The following is a 22,565-nucleotide window of genomic DNA, read 5'->3' on the forward strand; positions in this document are numbered from 1 at the left end:
TCGACGGCCTCGGCCCGCCCGGCCTGGGCCTGCCCGCCCGTCGCGGCGCGCGGCAGCGTCAGCACGGCCAGGAAGCCGAGGACCGCGACCGCCGCGAAGAAGTAGAACCCCCACGGGTGCCCGATCCCCGAGGAGACCAGCGCGCCGGTGATCGACGGGCCCACGATGGAGCCGATCCGGCCGATCCCGGACGCCGAGCCGAGCGCGGTGCCGCGCACCGAGGCCGGGTAGTAGTTCGTCACGTAGGCGTAGACGAGCACCTGGGCCGAGAAGACGAACACGCCGGTGAAGAACACCACGACGTTGAGCAGCAGATCGCTCTCCATCTTGACGCTCAGGCACGCCAGCATGACCACCGAGACCGCGAACCAGCCCATCGTGGTGCCCTTGATGCCCCGCCGGTCGGCGACCCAGCCGCCGAGGACCAGACCGACGACACCGCCGACGTTGAGCACGAGGAGCTGGGTGACGGCCGTGGGCACGGGGTAGCCGGCGTCGTTCATCAGCTTCGGGAGCCAGGTGTTGAGGCCGTAGACCAGCAGCAGCCCCATGAACGACGCGACCCAGATGCCGATGCCCGCCCGCAGGTACGCCGGCTTGAGCAGTTCGCTGAACGGCACGCGCTGGGCCCCGTCCCGCTGGGCCCGCACGAACGCCTCCGACTCCGGCAGCCGGAACCACTGGATGACGGCGACCACCAGGCCGACGACGCCGAGCAGGTAGAAGAGGATCTCCCAGTTGTCGGTGACCTGGAGGGCCAGCAGCGAGGTGATCACCGCGCCGGTGTGGTACCCGGTCATCGTCAGGGTGCTCGCCCGGGCCCGGCGGCTGGCGGGCATGTTCTCGGCCATCATCGTGAGCGAGACGGGCATGCACGCGCCCAGGCCGAGCCCGGCGACGAGCCGGAGCGCGGCGAACATGGTGACGGAGTTCGCCAGCGGCACCACCAGGGTGAAGACCGAGAACAGCACCACCGAGCCGATCAGCAGGCGGCGGCGCCCCAGCCGGTCGGCCAGCGGACCGACGCAGACCGCGCCGATCGCCACGCCCACGAGCGAGAGCGTCGCGATGGTGGTGGCGTCGCCCGCGGTCATGCCGAGGTGGTGGGTCTTGAGCAGGGTGGGGATGATGGCGCCGAGGACGACGAGGTCGTAGCCCTCCAGCAGGACGGTGATCCAGCACAGGACCACGGTCCAGGTGCTGCTGCTGCCGGCGCCGCCCGGCTGTGCGGGCGCTTGGGGCGTGGTGGCGGAAGCCATGATGACTCTCCCCCCGGGGACGGGTGTGAGTGAGCGGAGCCGTGACGGCCGGAAGGGTCAGAACGGGTAGTCGGCGATGTCGGGGCGGACGGTGACCCACTGGGTCTCCGTGAACGCCTCGACGTTGGCCGCGGGGCCGCCGAAACGGGAGCCGGTGCCGGACGCCTTGACCCCGCCGAAGGGCGCGTTCGGTTCGTCGCTCACGGTCTGCTCGTTGATGTGGACCTTGCCGGACTCGATCCGGTCGGCGAGCTTCATCGCCGTTCCGACGTCCCCGAGGATGCCGACCGACAGCCCGTACTCGCAGTCGTCGACGATCCGCGCCGCCTCCTCCAGCGTCGAGAAGGAGATGACGGGGGCGACCGGGCCGAAGATCTCCTCACGCCACGCCGGCATGTCGGTGGTCAGGCCGGTCAGGACGGTGGCGCGGTAGCCGGCGCCGTCGATCTCGCCGCCCGCGGCGACCTTCGCGCCCGCGGCGACGCTCTCGGTGACGATGCCGTGCACCCGCTCCAGCTGGCGGCGGTCGATGATCGGGCCGAGCGCCACGTCCTCGCGGGCCGGGTCACCCACCGGCAGCGCCTCGGCCTTCGCGGCGAGCGCCGCGGTGTACTCCTCCACCAGCGACTCGTGCACGATGTGCCGGCCGGTCGTCATGCAGATCTGCCCCTGGTGCATGTACGAGCCGAACGCCCCCGCCGAGGCGGCCTTGCGCACGTCCGCGCCCGGCAGCACGACCAGCGCGTTGTTCCCGCCCAGTTCCAGGTGGGCCCGCTTCAGCAGCCGCCCGGCCCGCTCGCCGATGGCCCGCCCGACCGGAGTCGAGCCGGTGAAGGAGACCACCCGCACCTCGGGGGCGTCGACGACGGCCTGCCCGACCGACCCGTCACCCGGCAGCAGGTGCAGGACACCGGCGGGCAGGCCGGCCTCCTCGAAGACGCGGGCGATGACGACACCGCCGCTCACCGCGGTGCGCGGGTCCGGCTTGAGCAGCACCGCGTTGCCGAGGGCGAGCGCCGGGGCCACGGAACGCAGACCCAGGATGAGCGGGAAGTTGAAGGGCGCGATCACGCTCACCACACCGGCCGGCCGGCGGCGGGCGAGCGACCAGCGGGCCTCCTCGGAGGTGAGCACCTCGCCCTGGGGGTGCGTCGGCAGGCCCGCGCACTCGAAGCACTCGCCCACGGCGAGCTGAACCTCGAAGCCCGCCTTGGCCCGCACCGAACCGGCCTCGCGCACCAGCCAGTCCTCGATCTCGCCGGCGTGTTCGGTGAACAGCTCGCCGGCGCGGCGCAGTACGGCGGCCCGCTGCTGGGGCGGGGTCGCCGCCCACGCGCGCTGGGCCTCGGCGGCCCGTGCGGCGGCGCGGCCGACGTCCTCGGCCGTGGCCAGTCCGACCGCGCCGAGCCGGTCGCCCGTCGCCGGCTCGGTCACCGGGTGCTCGGCGGGGGAGTCCTGCCAGCCGTCGCTGAAGAACTTGCGGCCCCAGACGTCGCTGTCCAGGAGTGTCATCGTCGTTCCCTTTCCTCGGGATCTTCGGGTGCCGGGCGCCTCGCGGCTCCGAGCGCTCGGCGGGTCGTCATGGGGTGGGTCAGGACGGTGTGGTGAGCGCCGTGTCCACCTGGATCAGCCGGGGGTGGTCCGGCCGTTCGGCGAGTACGGCGCGCAGTTCCTCGGTGCCGCCGACGTGCTGGGCGCGGACGCCGTACCCCTCGGCCACGCGGGTGAAGTCCAGCCCTGGGATATCCAGTCCGGGGGCGTCCGGCACCCCGAGCAGGCCGCCGAACCAGCGCAGTGCCCCGTACGTGCCGTTGCGCAGCAGGACGACGGTCAGCGGGACCCGGTGCTGCGCGGCCGTCCACAGGGCGGTGATGCCGTAGTTGGCGGAGCCGTCCCCGACGACACCGACGACCGGGCGGTCGGGCCGGGCCATCGCGACACCGACGGCGCCGGGCAGGCCGAAGCCCAGCCCGCCGGCCGCCGGGAAGTAGTAGGAGCCCTGGCGGCGCAGGTCCATCTGGCGCCACCACGCGGAGTTGGTGGACGTGGACTCGACGACGTACGCCGTGTCGCCGGGCATCTCGTCGCGCAGCGCGGCGAAGACCTGCTCGGGATGGAGGGCGGGGCCCTCGGCGGTGAGCGGCTCGGGCGCCGGGCGGTACGGGCCCGCGGGCGTTCCGGGCGCGTCGAGCGACTCCAGGAGCAGGTCGATCACGGCCCCCGGGTCGGCGACCAGCGCCTCGCCCATCGGCGCCCGCGCGGCGGCGGACGCGTCCTCGGTCACCTGGATCAGCCGGGTCCCCTCGGGCAGGTACCGGCCCGGCAGGTACTCGTGGTAGCGGAACACCGGCGCGCCCAGCACCAGGACGAGGTCGTGGCCCTCGAAGGCCTCGCAGACCGGCGCGATACCGGCGGGCAGCACACCCCGGAACTGTGGGTGCCGGTTGGGGAAGGGCAGCCGGAAGAGGGAGGGCGCCGCCCACACCGGACCGCCCAGACGCTCGGCCAGCCGGACGGCGTCGTCGAACAGGCCCGCCGAGTCGATGTCACCGCCCAGCACGAGCGCGGGGCGGCGGGCGGCGGCGACCCGCTCGACGAGCCGGCGGCCCTGCTCGCCGCCGGGCACCGAGGCCCGCTCCACCCGCCGGTCGAGCACGGCCAGGGCGTTGTCGTCGACGTCGGCCGACCAGTCGTCGTACGGCACGGACAGATACGTCGGACGCTGCTGGAGGCGGGCCTCGAAGACGGCCTGCGCCAGCGCCCGCGGCACGTCCGCCGCGCACGCCGGTTCCGCCGCCCAGCCGACCAGCGGCTTCATCAGGGTCTGTGCGTCGACGCTGGCCAGGTTGGCCTCGGGTCCGATGGCGGGCCGCACCTGCTGCCCGGCCACCACCACCAGCGGCGTACGGGAGGCCACGGCGTTGGTCAGCGCGCCCATCGCGTTGCCCGACCCGGAGGCGGCGTGCAGGTTGACCAGCACCGGCCGGCCGGTCGCCTGCGCGTAACCGTCGGCCATGCCGACGACGGCCCCCTCGTGCAGACCGAGGACGTAGCGGAAGCCCTCGGGGAGGCCGGCGAGGAAGGGCAGCTCGTTGGAGCCCGGATTGCCGAAGACGGTGGTGAGCCCCTGGCGCTCCAGGAAATCGTGGGAGACACGACGCACGGATGGCACGGACGTTCCTTTCGAAGTGACGTCCGACACGCTAGGCACCCCGCGACATGGGCACCAATAGATGTTTCGACACCCCGATATAGAGTCCGTCTATATGGGCACCTTCGATCTCAACCTCGCCCGTGTCTTCGTCCTGCTGTACGAGACCGGGAGCGTCACGGCCACCGCCGAGACCCTCCACGTCACCCAGCCCACCGTCAGCTACAGCCTGGGCAAGCTGCGGCGGCACTTCGACGACGAGCTGTTCCGGCGCAACGGGCGAGGGCTGACGCCCACGGCGGGAGCCCGACGGCTGTACGAACCGCTGCAGCGTGCCCTGGCGGAGATCGACACGACGGTCCGGCAGGGCGACGCCTTCGACGCCGCGACCATGTCGGGCCGCTTCACCATCGCCCTCTCCGACCTCGGCGAGGCGACCCTCCTGCCGCGACTGCTGGCCGCGGCACGGGAGCACGCGCCGGCGGTGTCGTTCACCGTCCGCCCCTTCGACGTGGAGGACGCCGAGAGCCAGCTGCGCCGCGGCGACCTCGACGCCTTCGTGGCCACCCCGGTGATCACCTCGCACCTGACCGTGCGGATCCCGCTGTTCCGTGAGCGCTACGTCCTCATGGTCGCCGCGGACCATCCGCGCGTCCGGGGCGACGAGGTCACGCTCGCGGACCTCGCGGCCGAGCACCACGCGACGGTCTTCGGGCCCAGCGGGCACGTCGCGCCCCGGGCGGTACTGGCCGCGCACGGACTCCTGGAACGGGTGGCCGTGGACGCCACCCGCTTCTCGATGCTCCCCTACCTGCTGGAGCAGACCGACCTGATCGCCATCGTCCCCGAGTACGTCGGGGAGGTCTTCACCGCCTCCCACCGGGTACGCCTGGTGCGGCTGCCCTTCGAGACCGAGCCGATCGAGATCGCCCTGTACGCCCGGCACGAGTCCTCGCGCAGCCCGGCGCAGCGGTGGCTGGTGCAGTTCATGGCCCGGGTACTGGGCGAGCAGGTGAGCCCCGCCCAACTCCCGCCGACCGCGGCCGTGACGTAGCCAGGATCACCGGCGTGACGGCACCCGAACCGACCATCCCGGCCATCGGCGACGCCGAACACCTCACCGCCCGGATGACGGAGGCCGCCCGCGTCGCCGGCTTCGACCTGGACGTGTCGTACGCGAGGGTGACACGGCGGTGGGGGAGCGCGTCGCGCCGCGGACGCTGCCCAGCGTGACGCGCCGGGGGCCCGATCGCCGCGCGGCCGCCGAACCGTTCGTGTTTGCCAACCCGGAGAGGGGCAAAGCGGTGTCCATGAGCGATCCGAACAAGGACACGAACCAGAAGCGCAACTCCACCACCCGCACCGCCGAGTCCAAGGCGCGCGGCGCTGCGGACAAGGCGACCGCACCCGCCTCGCGGGCCGGGCAGGCCGCCGCCGGCAAGGCCGGTGACGCGACGTCAGCGGCGAAGGCCGGCGCCCAGCGTTCGGCCGAGGCCGCGAACAGCGCCGTGCAGACGGCGGCCAAGGGAGTCGAGGCCGGCCGCCAGGCGGTCATCACCACCTCGGGGCAGGTCGCCGCCACCGCGAAGACGGCGTGGACGGTCATCGCCCACCGCAAGCTCGTCGCCGCGGGCGTGGGCGCCGGCATCACCGTGCTGAGCGCCGCCTCGTACGCGGTGGGCCGTCGTGCGGGCCGTCACCCGCAGGGACCCCTCACCCGCCTCACCGGCGGCCGGATCTGACGCCCTGGCCGGTCACGTCCCGGGCGGCCGTGACCCGGCGCCCGCCTCCTCGACGACCTCGAACGTCGCCGGGCCCAGCGCGAGCACACCGTCGCTCAGGGGCGTGCACCGGACGCCTCCCCTGCCGCGCAGCGCACGCTGGGCGCCGGGACCGACCGTGACGTCCATCCAGGCACACGGCCGGGCGGGGCGGTTGACGGCCAGGAGCACGGGGCCGCCGCCGCAGTCCAGGGCGACGGTCGCGCCGACCAGGGCGTCGACGTCGACGCCCCGGAGCAGGACGTTGCGCCGGGTGTGCCGCAGGCCGGCGTCCGGATCGATGTCCCGGGGCAGGTGCTCGGCGGACATCAGGGTCACGGCCGCGTTCCGGTGGGCGGGCCGCGCGTAGTACCGGTCGCCGACCAGGCCCAGCCCCCGCCGCACCTCGACGCGCGCCACCAGCTCGTCGGCCGGAGCGGGCACGGGCCCGTCCGCGGGACGTCCGGCCAGCCGGTGCACGGGCGAGACCAGCAGTTGCAGCACCTCCACCTCGGTCATGCGTTCACCGTAACCGCGGCCCTCACGTCGGGTGCACCCGACCGCACAGGGGAAGATGGGACCGCGAGCCAATGCCCGACCGACGCGGAGGAGTGGGCGCATGCAGCATGACCGAGCGGGGAAGCCGGCCGGCCCCGAGGACCTGATCGACATCGCCCGGCTGGTGACGGCCTACTACACCCTGCACCCGGACCCCGCCGAGCCCGGCCAGCGGGTGGCCTTCGGCACGTCCGGACACCGCGGTTCGTCACTGGCCGCGGCGTTCAACGAGGACCACATCGCCGCCACCAGCCAGGCCATCTGCGAGTACCGCGACGCGCAGGGCACCGACGGCCCGCTCTTCCTGGGCGCCGACACACACGCCCTGTCCGAGCCGGCCCGGATCACCGCGCTGGAGGTGTTCGCGGCCAACGACGTGACCGTCCTCGTCGACACCGCGGACGGCTACACCCCCACCCCGGCGGTCTCGCACGCCATCCTCACCCACAACCGGGGCCGCACCTCGGGCCTCGCCGACGGCGTGGTCGTCACCCCGTCGCACAACCCGCCCGCCGACGGCGGCTTCAAGTACAACCCGCCGAACGGCGGCCCCGCGGGCTCCGACGCCACCTCCTGGATCCAGGACCGGGCCAACGAGATCATCGCCGCCGGCCTCAAGGACGTACGCCGCGTCCCCTACGCGCGGGCGCTCGCCGCGCCCGGCACCGGCCGCTACGACTTCCTCGACGCCTACGTCCGCGACCTGCCGAGCGTCCTGGACCTCGACGCGATCCGGTCGGCCGGCGTACGGATCGGCGCCGACCCGCTGGGCGGCGCGTCCGTCGCCTACTGGGGCCGCATCGCCGAGCAGCACCGGCTCGACCTGACAGTGGTCAACCCGCTCACCGACCCCACCTGGCGGTTCATGACGCTGGACTGGGACGGCAAGATCCGCATGGACTGCTCGTCGCCGCACGCGATGGCCTCGCTCATCGAGCGGCGCGACCGCTTCACCATCGCCACCGGCAACGACGCCGACGCCGACCGGCACGGCATCGTCACCCCCGACGCCGGGCTGATGAACCCCAACCACTACCTCGCCACCGCCATCGCCTACCTCTACGCCCACCGCACCGACTGGCCCGCGGCCGCCGGCGTGGGCAAGACCCTGGTCTCCTCCGGCATGATCGACCGGGTCGCCGCCGATCTCGGCCGCCGGCTGGTCGAAGTACCCGTGGGCTTCAAGTGGTTCGTGGACGGGCTGGTCGACGGGTCCCTCGGCTTCGGCGGCGAGGAGTCCGCCGGGGCGTCCTTCCTGCGCCGGGACGGCTCGGTGTGGACCACGGACAAGGACGGCATCATCCTGGCCCTGCTCGCCTCCGAGATCACCGCCGTCACCGGCAGGACACCCTCGGAGCACTACGCCGCCCTCACCGCCCGCTTCGGCGAACCCGCCTACGCCCGCATCGACGCCCCCGCGACCCGCGAGGAGAAGGCCCGCCTGGCCAGGCTGTCCCCGGCCCAGGTCACCGCCGACACCCTCGCCGGCGAGCCGGTCACCGCCGTGCTGACCGAGGCACCGGGCAACGGCGCCGCCATCGGGGGCATCAAGGTGACCACCGAGAACGCCTGGTTCGCGGCCCGCCCTTCCGGCACCGAGGACGTCTACAAGATCTACGGGGAGTCGTTCCTCGGCGCCGACCACCTCCGGCAGGTGCAGGACGAGGCCAAGCTCGTCGTCCTCGGCGCCCTCGGCGGCTGACGCCGTGCCGTTCCCCGGGCCGGTCGGCTTCGGCCGGTCCGGGGAACGGCCATGGTCAGCCCCCGGATCCCAGAGGGCCCGCGGAGACGTCAGGACCGTGCGCGATCGGCCCTCGGATGCGACCGCAGGGCCCACGGCGGCGTCCACACCTCCGAGTCCAGGTGCCGGACGGGCCGGGAGGCGAGATAGGCGCGCAGTGTGGCCAGCCCGGGATGCGGATTGCCGGCGTGCCAGAGCAGGGAGTGCGGGTAGACGGGCGTCGGGTCGCGCAGGGGGACGCGCCGCAGATCGTGGACGGCGGGCCAGACGAGGGGCGTCCGCTCGCTGAGGAAGGTCGCGATCGTCGAGGACTCGGCGATCGTGTCGAGGAGCCCCTCGACACCGAAGTTCGGGCCGATCGTGTCGATGGCGACCCCGAACTCGGCGGCGAGTGCCTCGTAGTACGCCGACCACTCGGCGCCCGGGACGTTCCCGGGCATCCAGACGCGGCGGCCGGCGAGCCGGGCCGGTGTCACCGCCCGGGCCGTCGCGAACTCGTGGGCGGGCCCGGTGAACAACTGGAGCGGTTCGTCGAACACCGGCGTGGCCTCGACGCCGTCGGGAAGGGTGGTGCCCGGCGCGGTGACACAGCGGAAGGACGCGTCGATCGCCCCGGAGTGGACGGCGGTCGCGGCCGCCTCGGCGTTCGCGTCGAAGAGGATGACGACGTCGAGGTCCACCTCGGGATGGGCGCGGTGGAAGTCGCGCAGCACCCCGGCCACGGAGAGCCGCCTGCCGATCACGTCGACCCGCAACGGCCGCCGCCCGGGCCGAACGGAGGCGGCGGCCCGCTCCTCGGCGTCGAGCAGCGCCCGCGCGTGGGGGAGGAACGCCTGCCCGTCGATGCTGAGCCGCGCACCGCGCGCGGTACGCACGAACAGCGGCACGCCGAGGTCCCGTTCCAGCGCGGCGACACGCTTGGAGACGGCCTGCTGGGTGACGGCCAGCTGTGCCGCGGCGATCTGGAACTGACCGGCTTCCGCGGCGGCGACGAAGGTGCGTACGGCGATGAGATCCACGACGGCACCCTAGAGCCACAACCGGTGAGCGTGCCACGCGGAGCGGAACCGTGCGCTTTCTCCCGGGGACTGTCAGTCCGCCCCGGTGCCATGGGCCCACCCGCACAACCACATGGAGTACCGCAGGCCGGTCCGGCACCCCGGCGCGTCCGGGCCCGCGCGAGGGCCGCGGGCGCGGCCCGGAACCGCCGTCCGGGCCGCCGGGCCAGCAGCCGGCGATCGGACGGGCCGGCGCCCGATGTTTCCCGGTTTCGGGGGTAGACGGGCTGCCGTAGCGGTCAAGGCTCAGGAAGAGGGCGGATCGGATGGACGAGGCTGCCCACAACGACCGGTCGCGGGACGAACCGGTCAGGGTTTCGGCGGAGTACGAGGGCAGCGTCGGCGACATCGCCCGGGGCCGGGAACTGGCCCGGAGCTTCCTGGCGCGGGTGCGGGCGGCCCGCGGCACGGCGGTGTCCGACCGCGCGGCCGACCTGGTGCAGCTGGTCGTCAGCGAGCTGCTGACGAACGCCTGCAAGTACGCGCCCGGTCCGTCGCTGGTGGACCTGGAGCTGGCCGGCGACCGGGTGGAGGTCACCGTCTGGGACAGCGACCCGGCGCTGCCGGTGGCCGAGACCGCCGACCCGGGCCGGATCGGCCGGCACGGACTGGAGATCGTCATGGCCGTCTGCCAGAGCTTCGAGGCATGCCGGGAGCCGGTCGGCAAGCGCATGAGGGCCGCGGTGGGCCTCGCCGACGAGAGGAACGGACCGGCGATGAGCCACGCGTCCTGAATCCGGCCCGCGGACGGCCACGACGGACCCCCGACGGCCGCCCCCCCCCGAGGCCCCTCCCGACGGCCGGCCCCCCCGGCGACCGGGCCCGTCCCGTGCGGGCCTCACACCCCGCGACCGGGGGCACGGCCCCTGGCTCCCGCCCCGGCCCTACCGCGCGGCGAGCCCTCGGCCCTCGGGCGCCCGCAGCCGGTACAGCACGCTGCGGCGCAGCGGCCCCTCCGGTACGCCGGGGTCGTCGAAGTCCTCGGCCGGGTCGCGGGTCATGCCGAGCCGGCGCATCACCGCCCGTGAGCGCGCATTGCCGGCCGCGGTCACCGCGAGGACCTCGGCCAGTCCCAGCACCCCGAAGGCGTGGTCCACCACGGCCCGGGCCGCCTCGGTCGCGTACCCGTGTCCCCAGGCCGGGCGGGCCAGACGCCAGCCCGCCTCGACCCCGGTGAACGGCATGCCGTCCTCCACGGGATCGAGCCCGGCGAAGCCGATGAACTCGCCGGTGGCGGCGACCTCCACCGCCCACCACCCCCAGCCCCGCCGGTCGAGATCGGCCTGGAAACGGGCGGCGGACGCCTCGCTCTGCTCCCGGGTGAGCACCTCGGGGAAGTAGGCGCGGACCACCGGATCGGCGTTCATGGCCGCCCACGGGCCCAGGTCGGACGCCCGCCATCCGCGGAGCAGCAGGCGGTCGGTTCGAAGTTCGGACATCACGTCAACCTACGACGCGGGGGACCGGCCGGGCGACCGGATTACCGCGGCGCGTCCTGGGCGTCGACCACCTGGTCCGGCTCGGGCGCGCGGATGTCCAGCGGCTCGTCGAAGCCGCCGAACGACGTCGTCGTGTCGTACTCGGTGCCCTCGTAGACGGCCCTGAGGAGGTACGGCTCGCCCTCCGTGGCGACGGAGAAGGTGTACGTCCCGCCCCGGTCCTCCTCGTCGGTGACGGTCAGCTCGACCGCCTCCCGGCCGCCGACGCGGGTGCTCTTCCCCTTCTTCGCCGTCCCGAAGGAGACGAAGGGACGCGTGCAGTCGGAACGGCCGTCGCCGGGCCGCGCCGCGTCGGCCGGGGACTTGATCCACAGCTTCTGCTCGCCGGTCGCGCCCTTGCCGCCCTTCCACTTCTCCAGGTAGGCGCGGTCGGGCCGGACGTAGTCGGTGTCGCCCATCCGGATCTGTTCCAGGCTGCCGCCCTCGGAGAACGTGGTCCTCGCGGTGCACCGGCCCTCCAGGTCCGTCACCAGCCGGTTGGTGACCGTGCCGCCCTTCGCCGCGGTGCTGGTGGTGTCGACCCGCACCGACTTCAGCCCGCGCATCGCGGCGTTCGCGTCCTCGAGCAGCTCGTCGGCGGACGCGCCCGCGCCGGTCTCGCCGCCGCACCCCGCCACGAGGACTCCCGCCAGCAGACAGGTCAGTACGGTCGTCGCGGTGGTCGTGGTCCGCACGCGGGCCTCCAGGTACGAGATCGGCACCGGGAGCCTACCGGACCTCCCTCCTTCGGCCCGCGGGAGCGGTTCATCGCCGCCCGGTGAGGGAACCTGGCCCGATGAACGGCGTCGGAAGGCTGTGAGGGCCGTGACATCAGGCTGGGCGGGCCACCGGGAGGGCGAGGAGGCCGGGCACGGGGGAGCGGACCGTGCCCCGGACCAGGATCTCGCCCGCGCCGTGCTGCGGGGTCTCGGTGCGGGCGTACTGACCCTCGGTCCCTCCGCCCGGATCACCTCGGCGAACCCCTGGGCCGAGCAGCTCCTCGGGCGGTCGGCGCGGGAGATGCTCGGGCACGACGCGCACGACCTCCTGCACCGGCACGCCGACGGCAGCCCCGTGCCCCGCGAACGGTGCGCGCTGCGCAACCCACTGCACGGGGTGCCCGCCGAGGAGGGCAGCGAGGAGTTCTTCCAGCGGTCCGACGGCACCCTCGTGCCGATCATCTGGGCGGCGACCCCGCTGGTCAGGGACGGCAGGCAGGAGGGCCTGGTGCTGGTCTTCCACGACTTCAGCCTGCACCGCAGCGCCGCCGAGGAGACCGAGGCGCGCACCGCCGCCCTGGAAGCGCTCACCGCCCAGCTGCACCTGGTCGCCGAGATCTCCACGGTGCTCATCCCCACCGAGGGCACCGCCACCACGATCCGGCGGCTCCTGCGGCTGCTGGTACCGGAACTGGGCGAATGGGCCGCGGCCGACGTCCACCCCGGCCAGTCGGACGGCGTGGAACGGATCGCCGTCCGCAGCAGCACGCACCCTGACCGGGCGGGACCGCTGCAAGGACCGCTCAGCTCGCTGCCGGGTCCCTCCCGCACCGCGCTGGACCGCCTGATCAACAGTGACCGCCCCGTCCCCCTGAGCGCCGGGGAACTGCTGCGCGATCCCCGGCCCCCGCTCGCCGCCACCCACGGGGCGCTGTTCGAACGGCTCGGCGGGCAGCGCGCCGTCGCCGTCCCGCTCCGCACCCGGCAGCGGTCCTACGGGGTACTGACCATCGCCCGCGACCACCCCGCCCACAGCGAGGCCGAGGTCGCCCTGCTGGCGGACATCGGCCGCCGCGTCGGACTGGTGCTGGACAACGCCCGGCTCTACCACGAGCAGCAGAACGTCGCCGCGACCATGCAGCGCCAGCTGCTGACCCCCCTCCCGCAGGTCGACCACCTCCGCATGGCCGCCCGGTACCGGCCCGCCGAGAGCGCCATGGAGGTCGGCGGCGACTGGTACGACGCCTTCCTGCTCGCCGACGGCGTCATGGCCCTGGTCATCGGGGACGTGGTCGGGCACGACCTCCAGGCCGCCGCCCACATGGCCGAGGTCCGCAACATGCTGCGCGCCCTCGCCTGGAACCACCAGGAGCCGCCGAGCACGATCATGAAGTGCCTCGACGAGGCCGTGACCAACACCAGCGACGCCCCCATGGCCACCCTCGTCTTCGCCCGGGTGGAAGGCCCCGAGGGCGGTCCCTGGCGGCTCCACTGGGTCAACGCCGGACACCCGCCGCCCCTGCTCGTCACCCGGGACGGCCGGACCCGCTTCCTCGAGGGCGGCCACGGCCCGCTCATCGGCATGAGCGCCACGCTGCGCCTCGGCCTGGACTGGCCCGACGCGCACGAGGAACTCCCGCCGGACAGCATCCTCCTGCTGTACACCGACGGTCTGGTGGAGAGCCGCGACCGCCCGATCGACCTCGGCATGGCCAAGCTCCGCCACCACGCCGGGGCCCTGGCCCGCCGGCTGGAGCAACGCGGCATCGACGAGTACTGCGACGAACTGCTCGCCCGGATCATGCCGCGCGGCGACGACGTCGCCCTGGTCGCGCTGCGCCTGCCCGGCGCCGGCGTGGGCGCCCCCGGGGACACCGCTCCGCCCCCGCCGTCCCAGTCCCCGCACAGCGAGGCCGCGCCCGACCGGGCCGCTCCCGGCTCCCGCCGCCAGGAGTCCGAGGTCCGGGACCCGACGCACCGGGACCCGGACGAGTAGCGGAACCACCGGGCCGGGACAGCCGCGCCCCCGCCGCCTTGCCCCCGTCACCCGCCGCCCCATCACCTGGCGCTCCATCACCTGACGCCCCGGCGTATTCACCCGCCTGATCGTCTTGAGTGGTGCGAGCCGGAAAGCTGACTGACGGTAATTCACGTCGGGACCGGGTCATCTCAGCTGACGAAGCGCCAGCTGCCCGGTCGTGACGGAAGGAACCTCAGATGCGTTCTGCTCGCACCCTCCTGACCACGGCGGCGGCCTCGGCCGTCCTCGTCCTCGGCGTTCCCGGCGCCTACGCCGTCGCGGGCGACTGGGACCACGACGACTCTTCCTACAGCAAGGAGCACGACAACGGAGGCAAGCACGAGAAGCCGCGCGGCGGGATGCACACCGGTGGCGGCGCGCTGACCGAGGTGACCGCGGTGACCGAGGGCGACTGGGACGGCGGCGCCTCCAAGCAGGGCGGCGAGGAGACCTACAAGCAGGACGAGGGTGAGAAGTCCTGGGGCGGCGGTGAGCACGAGAAGCCGCGCGGCGGGATGCACACCGGCGGCGGCGGGCTGGACACGCCGGCCACGACCGCGGGCGGGCTCGCCGTCCTGGCCGTCGCCGGAACCGGTCTGTACGCCGTCCGACGCAGGAAGTCGGCCAACGGAGTGGCGTGAGCCGTGCCGGGCGCGATAGCAGCCGGGCCGCCACCCACGCAGCGCGTGGCGGCCCGGCTCGCTTCCCCCCTCGGTGTCCGCGCTGCCGCCGTGCCCAGTGAGGTGGTCCTCGAACATGGCAGTCCCCCCTACTTCCCCCGCCGGCGACGAACCGGAGCCGAGCGGACAGGGGTCCCGCTCCGGCCTGACGGTGCTGTGCGCCGTGGCCCTCCTGATCCTCGCCGTGAGCCTGGTCGGCGGCAACGACACGTCGGCCGACAACTCCCGGCCGCCGATGGTGACCGCCCAGCCCGGCGCCTCGGCCCAGCCCGGAAGCACGGCCCCGGCCGCCGCCGCCGACGCGCGCACGGACCTGCGCCGGTCGAAACCGGTGCGCCTGATCATCCCGGAGATCTCCGTCGACGCCCCCTTCACCGACCTCGCCATCGGTGCGAACGGACAGCTCCAGGCCCCGCCGCCCGACGACACCAATCTCGTCGGCTGGTACGCCAAGGGAGCCTCCCCCGGGGAGAAGGGCACCTCGATCATCGCCGGGCACGTGGACACGAAGACCTCACCGGCCGTCTTCGCCCGCCTCGACCGGCTCGACAAGGGCGACGTCTTCCACGTCCGGCGGGCCGACGGGACCAAGGCGTCCTTCGTGGTCGACGGCGCGGAGACCTTCGACAAGGACGCCTTCCCCAGCAAGCGCGTGTACGGCGACGCCGACCGGGCCGAGGTACGGCTCATCACCTGCGCGGGCGACTACGACCGCAGGGTGAAGGACTACACGGAGAACCTGGTGGTCTTCGCCCACCTCACCTGAGCCCCGCGCCGCCCGCGCCGCCCCGCACCGTCCCCCCGCCGCACCCGCCTCCGCGCCCCCGCGTCCCCCGCCGTCCCGGCACCGCCCCGGTCACTCGCGCAGTGCACACCGGTCGCGCGCCACCGGGGCCGGGCCCAGGATCGAGGGACGCTGGCGTCGCATCATCGCGGCCGACGTCCAGTTCCGCCACCGTGAAGGAGTGTGCGCAGGATGACCACCACGTCCACCCCTGTTTCCGAACCGCTGACGCGACAGGTGTCGCACCATGTCTCCCAGTCCGTGTTCGACGGCTCCCGGCTCAGGGTCGTCCTGCTGGTGGAGGTCTACGACGGAGCCCAGCAGCGGTTCCTGGAGACGTACGAGCAGCTGCGCAGCCACGTCGAGTCCGTCCCCGGTCACCTCGGTGAGCAGTTGTGCCAGTCCATCGAGAACCCCTCCCAGTGGCTCATCACCAGCGAGTGGGAGAGCGCCCCGCCGTTCCTGAACTGGGTGAGCAGCGAGGAACACGTGCGGATGGTCAGGCCGCTGCACAGCTGCGTCCGCGACACCAGGTCGCTCCGCTTCCACGTCGTCCGGGAGACCGGTCACCCGGCGGACGGCGCCGAGCGGCCCCGGGGCGGCCTCCAGGCCGCGCCGCGCGTCGGAGACGGTGTGATCCGGCACGCGCTCACCTTCACGGTGAAGCCGGGCAGCGAGGAGCGGGTCGCCAGGATCCTCGCCGATTACGCCTCGCCCGAACCGAGGGTCGACGAGACCACACGGTTGTGCCGCACGTCCCTGTTCCTGCACGGCAACCGGGTGGTCCGGGCCATCGAGGTGCGCGGCGACCTGCTCGCGGCCCTGCGGCACGTGGCCGCGCAGCCCGAGGTGCGGGCCGTGGAGGAGGCCCTCAACCCGTACCTGGAGCAGGACCGGGACCTCGGCGACCCGGAGTCCGCCCGGGTCTTCTACACGCGGGCGGCACTGCCCGCCGTCCACCACGTGACCGCGGGTCAGGAGGACCCGGAGGCGCGGCGGCACGCGTTGTCGTACCCGGCGCGGCCGGGCCACGGCATGCGGCTGGCGCAGGTGCTGGCCCAGGCCGACGAGGCGGCGGCGGACGATCCGCTGAGCCCGGTCCTGTCCAGCACGATCTTCCAGCGCGACGACGTCGTGGTGCGTCTGGTCGACGTACGCGGCGGGCTGGACGCCGGTGAGCCGGCGATGGCCCTCGGCCTCCCGGACCCCGGCCTGGTGGCCGAGCTGACGACGCTGCTGGACGGCGCCGGCGGCCGGGACGGTTCCGCGCCGGCGGCCGGCGACCTCGCCCGCGCCCTGGAGGGTGCCCGCATGGACCTCGTCACCGACCGTCGCGCGCCGGACGCCTGACCCGGGCGCCCTTCCACGGCGTACCCACGCGTCGGCCGCCGGACCGCGAGAGGAGCGGTCCGGCGGCCGGCGCGTGCGGGCGCCCGTGCGTCAGTTCACTCGGGCACGGTGCAGTCGAAGGCGTGCAGGTAGGGGTTGACCGGGCGGATGTCGTCGATGACGAGGCCCGCGTCGGTCAGCCGGCCGACCATGCTGTCGGTGGTGTGTTTGGCGCCCCCGACGTTGAGGAGCAGCAGCAGGTCCATGGCGGTGCTGAACCGCATCGAGGGCGTGTCGTCGACGAGGTTCTCGATGACCACGACCCTCGCCCCGGCCCCGCCCGCCGCCATGACGCTGCGAAGGGCGCGGGCGGTGCTGTCGTCGTCCCACTCCAGGATGTTCTTGATGATGTACACATCGGCCTGGACGGGAACGCCCTCACGGCAGTCGCCCGGCACGATGCGCACCCGGTCCGCGAGCGCTCCGCCCTCGCGCAGCCGGGGGTCGGCGTTCTCCACCACCCGCGGCAGGTCGAGCAGGGTGCCGTGCATCGACGGGTACTTCTCCAGCAGGCTCGCCACCACGTGCCCCTGGCCGCCGCCGATGTCCGCGACCGACGTGCTCCCCGACAGGTCGAGGAGTGCCGCGACGTCCTGGGCGGACTGCCGGCTGGACGTGGTCATGGCGCGGTTGAAGACCTCGGCCGACTCGGGGGCGTCCTCGTTGAGGTAGGTGAAGAACTCCTTGCCGTACAGGCCCTCGACGACGTTGTGGCCGGTGCGTACCGCCTCGTCGAGCTGGGGCCAGGCGTCCCAGGTCCACGGCTCGGTGCACCACAGGGTGATGTAGCGCAGGCTGTGCGGGTCGTCCTCGCGCAGCAGCCTGGACATGTCGGTGTGCGCGAACGACCCGTTCTTGTGCTCGGCGAACACGCCGTAGCAGGTCAGGGCGCGCAGCAGCCGGCGCAGTGGGCGGGGCTCGGTCTTCACCGCGGCGGCGAGTTCGTCCACGGTCATCGGGGTGTCGCCGAGGGCGTCGGCGACACCGAGCCGGGCGGCCGCGCGGAGGGCGGCGGCACATGCCGCCCCGAACACGAGCTCCCTCAGCCGCATCGGCGGGGGCGGGGCGGTCTCTGCGGTCGTCATGTGCCGCTTTCCTTCCTGCTTAGGTCCACGGGTGGCTACGGCCGGCCGGTCAGCACAGCCCCGCGGGCTTGGAGGCGCCGCAGGTGTTGCCGCTGAAGGTGTTGCTCTTGGCGGTGTCGCCGGTCCCGGCGTTGACGAGGTCGGCGGGGGAGTTGTCGCGCAGCCTGTTGCCGTTGACCTCGTTCTTCGAGTTGGCGGTGCCCACCATGCTGGAGGCCAGGACGATGCCGCCCGACATCGACGACGTGCCGGAGTTGCCCTCGACCGTGTTGTCGGCGACCAGGACCTTCTCGACGCCGGTCAGGACGATGCCGGAACCCTGGAGGGCCTCCAGCCGCTCGGTCTTCGGGCAGGACTTGTTGTTGCGCACGACGTGGTTGTCACGCACGACGAGGTCGCCGCCCGCGGGCTTGTTCTCGTCGCCGACGACGAACACCCCCGCGCAGTTGCCGGTGACGTGGTTGGCCGCGACGGCGAGGTTGCGCAGCCGCCGGACGGTGATGCCGATCCGGTTGCCCTCGACCAGGTTGTGCGCCACCTCCGTGCCCTGGGTGTCCACGGCGCCTTCCTCGGCCTTGACGTTGTTGGCGAGGAAGATGCCCGCGTCGCCGTTGTCGCGGGCGGTGTTGTTCCGGAAGATGCCGTGGATCGACTGCTCCTGGGCGATGCCCCAGACGCCGTTCTCCACCGCCGTCACGTTCCGCACGGTCAGCCCGTCGGTCGCCTTGGAGTACACGCCGGTGCGGGTGAAGCCGGTCACCGTCAGGTCGGCGACGGTGACGCCCTTGACCTTCTCGTCCTTCGTCCCCGTCACGCAGATGCCGTTGCCGTCCGCGGCGCAGGTGCTGTCCGTGGCCTTCTTCGTGCTCGGCTCGATGACCGTGCCGCGGCCCATGCCGCGCAGGGTGAGCCCGGGGGTGCTCACCGTCACGCTCTCGTGGTAGGTGCCGGGAGTGACGAGAACGGTGTCACCCGCTTCGGCGGCGTCCACCGCCTTCTGGATCGACTGGCCGGGGTGGACCACGTGGGTCATGTGGCCGGCGGAGGCCGGAGCCGCTCCGAGTCCGGTCCCGAGCATCGCTGCGGTGCACACCAGGTACACGACATGGCATTTCTTCATATTCCGCACGATATGCCCGAGAAATTCGCTCGCTGGTCGGATGAGCCATCCGACGGCGTGTCACATGCGGTCGCTGAACCGGTGGTTCCAGGGCAGACGGCGTAAGTGATCTTCGTTTGGTCCGCAAGGAGGAATGACCGTCGTGACCGTGCCTGAACCCCGCCCCCGACCGGAACGCCACGGGCGCCGCTTCGACCTCCGCGCGACGGCCGTGTACTTCGGACTCGTCGCCGTCGGCCTGATCCTCGCGGGGTGGGTCGGACGGACGGCGTGGGACGTCGCGCAGAGCCGCCCCGCCTGGGCCGTCGTCCTCGTGCTCGGGGGCGTACCGGTCGCCGTCCTGTGCCGGCGCGGGCGGCGCGGGCTCTCCGCGTCGAGGCTGGCGCGCCGCACCTCGGGCGCCCTGGAGAAGGCGACGGAGACGGCCCTGGACGCGCTGGAGGAGCGGCGCGAGCCCGTGTGGGAGGCGACGACGCACGCTGTCGGCCAGTGCACCGTGGTGGTGCCGGCCGAGCACGACGCGCTCACCCCGGACGAGTTCGAGCGGGTGATAGCGGATCTCTGCGTACGGGACGGCTGCGCCGACGTGGAGGTCGTGGGCGGAGCGGGCGACCTCGGTGCGGACGTGCTGGCGGTGACTCCCGACGGCCGCCGCGTCGTCATCCAGTGCAAGCGCTACGGCGACGACAACAAGGTCGGCTCCCAGGACCTGCAGCGCTTCGGCGGCACCTGCTACACGGTCCACGAGGCCGACGTGGCGGTGCTCGTCACCAGCGGCGACTTCACGGCACCCGCCGTCGAGTACGCCGAGCAGTGCGGCATCGTCTGCGTGGACGAGGGGTGGCTGCGCCAGTGGGCGGCGGGCCGGGCCCCGGCGCCCTGGGGACCGGGCCCCGCCGCGGGGGACGACGCGCGCACGGCGGAGTGGTCCCTCGGGTGACCTTCGCCGGCCCGGATCGGCCGGGGCCTGTCCCTCCGTCGGCCGGGACAACGAGGTCTTCCCGCCGCCCAGTGGGAACCTGGGCGGCATGGGCAAGACCGCGCTGACCGTAATCGACATGATCAACACCTACGACCACGAGGACGCCGAGTCGCTGATTCCCGCAGTGGAGTCGGTACTGCCGCCGCTGACCGGCCTGCTGGAGCGGGCCCGGCGCCACGGCGTCCCCGTCATCTACGTCAACGACAACTTCGGTGAGTGGCGTTCGCACCACGGCGAGATGCTCGACAAGGCCCTCTCCGGGCCGCACGCCCGGCTCGTCGAGCCGGTGCGCCCCGACGAGTCCTCGCTCTTCGTGGTCAAGGCACGCCACTCGATCTTCTTCGAGACCCCACTGACGTACCTTCTGCACGAGCAGGGGATCGACCGGCTGGTGCTGTGCGGGCAGGTGACCGAGCAGTGCGTGCTCTACTCGGCGCTCGACGCCCACATCCGCCATCTCCAGGTGGTCGTGCCGCGCGACGCGGTCGCCCACATCCACGCCGACCTCGCGGACGCCGCGCTGCGCATGATGGAGCGGAACATGGGGGCCCAGGTGTGCGACAGCGACGAGTTGTGGACGTGAGGCGGGCCTTCGGGAGGGCGGCGCGCCCGCGGGCCGGGGGCGCGCCGCCGCGGCGGGGTCAGCCGCGCAGGCTGCGCACGGGCAGGACGACCTGCGCCGCCGACGCCAGGGTGGACGCGTCGTTGGCGAAGGCGGCGACCGCCTCGCCGTCACCGGGCTCGCCGCCCGCCCAGGGACGCGTGGTGAAGATCAGACAGGCGTACCCGCGCTCGTCGACCGCCCTGCGCCACTGGGGAGTGGGCACGAACTGGGCGTTGACGCCGGGCATGGTGAGGGCCGCCGCGCCCGGTACCACCAGCAGGGAGACGGGCAGGTTCGGCAGCCGAGTGGCTTCGAGGACGCCGTCGCCCACGGAGAGCCCGGAGTGGCGGAGCAGGGCCTCGACGGCGGCCGGCGACGCCTCGGGGCCGCCCTCGCCGTCGCCGAGGGAGCAGGCGAGGAGGAAGGGGACGTCGCCGTCGGGGGTCTCGCGGCTCCAGGACATGATGACGAGCGTGCCGAGGTCGGCGGTTCGCAGGGGGCGCGGTTCAGTGGGGATCGAGGTCACCGCGAAACCGTAAGGGCGCGCCGGGGCCCGCCCGCCCGTCCCTCACCCGACTGGCGGACACGCTCCCGCTTCTTCACACGAACGAGGGTCGCCCCCGCGACCTCGGCGCGTGCCCCCCACCCGTATTGGATCCCGCATGCACCCTGCGCGCCCCGCCCCGACCCGCCCGCCCTGGTACCGCGAGGTGTCCCGGGAGAAGTGGAAGTCGTTCTTCGCCGCCTGGATCGGCTACCTCCTCGACGGCTTCGACTTCGTCCTGATCACCCTCGTGCTGACCGAGATCGCCGACGACTTCGGACTGTCGGCCGTCGAGTCCGCGAGCCTGGTCTCCGGGGCCTTCGTCACCCGCTGGCTCGGCGGCGCCCTGCTCGGCGCCCTCGGGGACCGCCTCGGCCGCAGGAGCGCCATGGTGGCCTCCATCCTGCTGTACTCGATCGGTACCTTCGCCTGCGGATTCGCCTGGGACTACACCAGCCTGTTCGCCGCCCGCCTGCTGATCGGGATGGGCATGGCCGGGGAGTACAGCGCAAGCGCCACCTACGTCCTGGAGAGCTGGCCCGCCCGGCTGCGCAACCGTGCCTCGGGCTTCCTCATCTCCGGCTTCTCCCTCGGCGGCGTCCTGGCGGCCGAGGTGTACGAGCACGTGGTGCCGGCGCACGGCTGGCGCTGGCTGTTCTACATCGGCCTGTTCCCGGTGGCGGTCACGCTCTGGGTGCGGCGCGCGCTGCCCGAGGCCGACGACTGGGAGGCGCGGGTGGGTGCCGCGGGTGCACGGCCCCACCCGTTCCGGCCGCTGTTCGCGGGCCGGTTCCGGGCGGGTGCCAACACGGTGCTCGCGGTCGTCGCCACCGGCTCGCTCCTCGCGGTCTTCACCCCGCTCGGCACCGGGGCCGTGCCCCTGCTGTCGGTCGTGGCCGCGGCCTGTCTGATCGCGTTCGCCGTGCAGTGGGGCGGGCGCAGGCGGTGGGTGCTGTACGTCGCGCTCTGCGGCACCGTCTTCTGCGCCTTCCTCTACAGCTGGCCGGTCCAGGCGCTGCTGCCCACGTACCTCAAGACCGAGCTGGGCCTCACCCCCGCGCAGGTGAGCGACGCGCTGTACTACGCCGGGTTCGGCACCATGGCCGGCTGCGTCGTCACCGGCTTCGCGGGGGACCGGTTCGGCACCCGCAGGACGTACGCCTGCACCCTGCTGATCGGCGTCGCCTTCGTCTTCCCCGTCTTCGCGGTCCGGGACGGCCGGCTCGTCCTGGGCGTCCTGCTCTTCTTGATGCTCGCCTGCATGCAGGGCGTCTCGGGACTGCTGCCCAAGTACATCGCCGGGCACTTCCCGGCCGAGACCCGGGCCGCGTCCCTGGGCTTCACCTACAACGTCGGCGCGCTGGGCGGTGCCGTCGCCCCGGTGCTCGGGGCCGAGCTGGCGTCGACCATGTCCCTGGGCCGGTCGCTCGCGGTGCTGACGTTCTCGCTGACGCTCGTCGTCGTACTGCTGATCGGCCTCGACGTACCGAGCCGCCTCAACCGCCTCGTCGACCCGGAGCCCGTGCCGGACCACCTGGCCACCGAGGCGGTGGCGGACACCCCGCGCCCCGTACGCCCGCGGGGGTGACCGCGCCCGCGCGGGCGGTTCGTCTGCTCCGACCGGCGTAAGGAG

At 73.4% G+C, this 22,565-nt stretch carries 22 protein-coding genes; 12 read left to right on the forward strand and 10 right to left on the reverse strand.

Features of this window, described 5'->3' with window-relative positions; translation table 11 throughout:
- The 3 genes from ACFIF2_RS07190 to mdlC form a co-directional block, all read right to left on the reverse strand.
- Window positions 1-1,259, reverse strand: a 1,259-nt coding sequence (locus ACFIF2_RS07190) for an MFS transporter (protein WP_395571668.1), incomplete at its 3' end; no start/stop codon positions are given.
- A gap of 57 nt (window positions 1,260-1,316) precedes the next feature.
- Window positions 1,317-2,771, reverse strand: coding sequence for a benzaldehyde dehydrogenase (locus ACFIF2_RS07195; RefSeq protein ID WP_395571669.1), 1,455 nt, complete (start codon window positions 2,769-2,771; stop codon window positions 1,317-1,319).
- A gap of 79 nt (window positions 2,772-2,850) precedes the next feature.
- The gene (gene mdlC, locus ACFIF2_RS07200) at window positions 2,851-4,431 is read right to left on the reverse strand and encodes a benzoylformate decarboxylase (RefSeq protein WP_395571670.1); all 1,581 of its coding nucleotides are present in this window, start codon (window positions 4,429-4,431) and stop codon (window positions 2,851-2,853) included.
- 94 nt (window positions 4,432-4,525) lie between these two features.
- Between mdlC and ACFIF2_RS07205 the strand changes: the two genes are divergently transcribed.
- The 3 genes from ACFIF2_RS07205 (at window position 4,526) to ACFIF2_RS07215 (ending at window position 6,152) form a co-directional block, all read left to right on the forward strand.
- Window positions 4,526-5,464, forward strand: coding sequence for a LysR family transcriptional regulator (locus ACFIF2_RS07205; protein ID WP_395571671.1), 939 nt, complete (start codon window positions 4,526-4,528; stop codon window positions 5,462-5,464).
- A gap of 14 nt (window positions 5,465-5,478) precedes the next feature.
- Window positions 5,479-5,643: a hypothetical protein gene (locus ACFIF2_RS07210; protein ID WP_395571672.1), complete on the forward strand. Its 165-nt coding sequence runs from the start codon at window positions 5,479-5,481 to the stop codon at window positions 5,641-5,643.
- Between the two features lie 77 nt (window positions 5,644-5,720).
- Window positions 5,721-6,152, forward strand: a complete 432-nt coding sequence (locus ACFIF2_RS07215) for a hypothetical protein (RefSeq protein ID WP_395571673.1) — start codon at window positions 5,721-5,723, stop codon at window positions 6,150-6,152.
- A gap of 12 nt (window positions 6,153-6,164) precedes the next feature.
- Here the strand turns inward: ACFIF2_RS07215 and ACFIF2_RS07220 are convergent, their stop codons facing one another.
- The gene (locus ACFIF2_RS07220) at window positions 6,165-6,689 is read right to left on the reverse strand and encodes a molybdenum cofactor biosysynthesis protein (RefSeq protein ID WP_395571674.1); all 525 of its coding nucleotides are present in this window, start codon (window positions 6,687-6,689) and stop codon (window positions 6,165-6,167) included.
- Window positions 6,690-6,789: 100 nt separating this feature from the next.
- Between ACFIF2_RS07220 and pgm the strand changes: the two genes are divergently transcribed.
- Window positions 6,790-8,430: a phosphoglucomutase (alpha-D-glucose-1,6-bisphosphate-dependent) gene (gene pgm, locus ACFIF2_RS07225; protein WP_395571675.1), complete on the forward strand. Its 1,641-nt coding sequence runs from the start codon at window positions 6,790-6,792 to the stop codon at window positions 8,428-8,430.
- 89 nt (window positions 8,431-8,519) lie between these two features.
- Here pgm and ACFIF2_RS07230 read toward each other — a convergent pair whose 3' ends face one another.
- Complete coding sequence (locus ACFIF2_RS07230; RefSeq protein WP_395571676.1) at window positions 8,520-9,488, reverse strand: LysR family transcriptional regulator; 969 nt, start codon at window positions 9,486-9,488, stop codon at window positions 8,520-8,522.
- A gap of 305 nt (window positions 9,489-9,793) precedes the next feature.
- Here ACFIF2_RS07230 and ACFIF2_RS07235 point away from each other — a divergent pair, with 305 nt between their 5' ends.
- Entirely contained in the window at window positions 9,794-10,261 is a 468-nt protein-coding gene (locus ACFIF2_RS07235; protein ID WP_395571677.1) for an ATP-binding protein, read from the forward strand.
- 150 nt (window positions 10,262-10,411) lie between these two features.
- Here ACFIF2_RS07235 and ACFIF2_RS07240 read toward each other — a convergent pair whose 3' ends face one another.
- Window positions 10,412-10,966, reverse strand: coding sequence for a GNAT family N-acetyltransferase (locus tag ACFIF2_RS07240; RefSeq protein ID WP_395571678.1), 555 nt, complete (start codon window positions 10,964-10,966; stop codon window positions 10,412-10,414).
- A gap of 41 nt (window positions 10,967-11,007) precedes the next feature.
- Complete coding sequence (locus ACFIF2_RS07245; RefSeq protein ID WP_395571679.1) at window positions 11,008-11,727, reverse strand: hypothetical protein; 720 nt, start codon at window positions 11,725-11,727, stop codon at window positions 11,008-11,010.
- 103 nt (window positions 11,728-11,830) lie between these two features.
- On the opposite strand from ACFIF2_RS07245, the gene ACFIF2_RS07250 reads away from it, so the two are divergent.
- The 4 genes from ACFIF2_RS07250 to ACFIF2_RS07265 all read left to right on the forward strand — a co-directional run bounded on the left by ACFIF2_RS07250 (window position 11,831) and on the right by ACFIF2_RS07265 (window position 16,558).
- Window positions 11,831-13,720, forward strand: a complete 1,890-nt coding sequence (locus ACFIF2_RS07250; protein WP_395571680.1) for a SpoIIE family protein phosphatase — start codon at window positions 11,831-11,833, stop codon at window positions 13,718-13,720.
- A 221-nt stretch (window positions 13,721-13,941) separates the two neighbouring features.
- Complete coding sequence (locus ACFIF2_RS07255; protein WP_395571681.1) at window positions 13,942-14,385, forward strand: hypothetical protein; 444 nt, start codon at window positions 13,942-13,944, stop codon at window positions 14,383-14,385.
- Between the two features lie 115 nt (window positions 14,386-14,500).
- Complete coding sequence (locus ACFIF2_RS07260) at window positions 14,501-15,190, forward strand: class F sortase (RefSeq protein WP_395571682.1); 690 nt, start codon at window positions 14,501-14,503, stop codon at window positions 15,188-15,190.
- 210 nt (window positions 15,191-15,400) lie between these two features.
- Complete coding sequence (locus ACFIF2_RS07265; RefSeq protein WP_395571683.1) at window positions 15,401-16,558, forward strand: SchA/CurD-like domain-containing protein; 1,158 nt, start codon at window positions 15,401-15,403, stop codon at window positions 16,556-16,558.
- Window positions 16,559-16,653: 95 nt separating this feature from the next.
- Here the strand turns inward: ACFIF2_RS07265 and ACFIF2_RS07270 are convergent, their stop codons facing one another.
- Together ACFIF2_RS07270 and ACFIF2_RS07275 are read right to left on the reverse strand one after the other, a co-directional pair.
- Window positions 16,654-17,682 carry a methyltransferase gene (locus tag ACFIF2_RS07270; protein WP_395571684.1) on the reverse strand — a complete coding sequence of 343 codons (1,029 nt, stop codon included), beginning with the start codon at window positions 17,680-17,682 and terminating at the stop codon, window positions 16,654-16,656.
- A gap of 49 nt (window positions 17,683-17,731) precedes the next feature.
- Window positions 17,732-18,802 (reverse strand): nitrous oxide reductase family maturation protein NosD, encoded by a 1,071-nt coding sequence (locus ACFIF2_RS07275; protein ID WP_395571685.1) that lies wholly within the window; start codon window positions 18,800-18,802, stop codon window positions 17,732-17,734.
- A gap of 142 nt (window positions 18,803-18,944) precedes the next feature.
- On the opposite strand from ACFIF2_RS07275, the gene ACFIF2_RS07280 reads away from it, so the two are divergent.
- Together ACFIF2_RS07280 and ACFIF2_RS07285 are read left to right on the forward strand one after the other, a co-directional pair.
- The gene (locus ACFIF2_RS07280) at window positions 18,945-19,742 is read left to right on the forward strand and encodes a restriction endonuclease (protein ID WP_395571686.1); all 798 of its coding nucleotides are present in this window, start codon (window positions 18,945-18,947) and stop codon (window positions 19,740-19,742) included.
- Between the two features lie 88 nt (window positions 19,743-19,830).
- A complete protein-coding gene (locus ACFIF2_RS07285) occupies window positions 19,831-20,367 on the forward strand; it encodes an isochorismatase family cysteine hydrolase (protein WP_395571687.1) in 537 nt (178 codons plus the stop codon).
- A 58-nt stretch (window positions 20,368-20,425) separates the two neighbouring features.
- Here ACFIF2_RS07285 and ACFIF2_RS07290 read toward each other — a convergent pair whose 3' ends face one another.
- Window positions 20,426-20,914, reverse strand: a complete 489-nt coding sequence (locus ACFIF2_RS07290) for a DUF5949 family protein (protein ID WP_395571688.1) — start codon at window positions 20,912-20,914, stop codon at window positions 20,426-20,428.
- A gap of 136 nt (window positions 20,915-21,050) precedes the next feature.
- Here ACFIF2_RS07290 and ACFIF2_RS07295 point away from each other — a divergent pair, with 136 nt between their 5' ends.
- The gene (locus ACFIF2_RS07295) at window positions 21,051-22,520 is read left to right on the forward strand and encodes a sialate:H+ symport family MFS transporter (protein ID WP_395571689.1); all 1,470 of its coding nucleotides are present in this window, start codon (window positions 21,051-21,053) and stop codon (window positions 22,518-22,520) included.
- Window positions 22,521-22,565: the final 45 nt, after the last annotated feature.

Source organism: Streptomyces sp. BK79 (assembly GCF_044142145.1).
Lineage (GTDB): Bacteria > Actinomycetota > Actinomycetes > Streptomycetales > Streptomycetaceae > Streptomyces.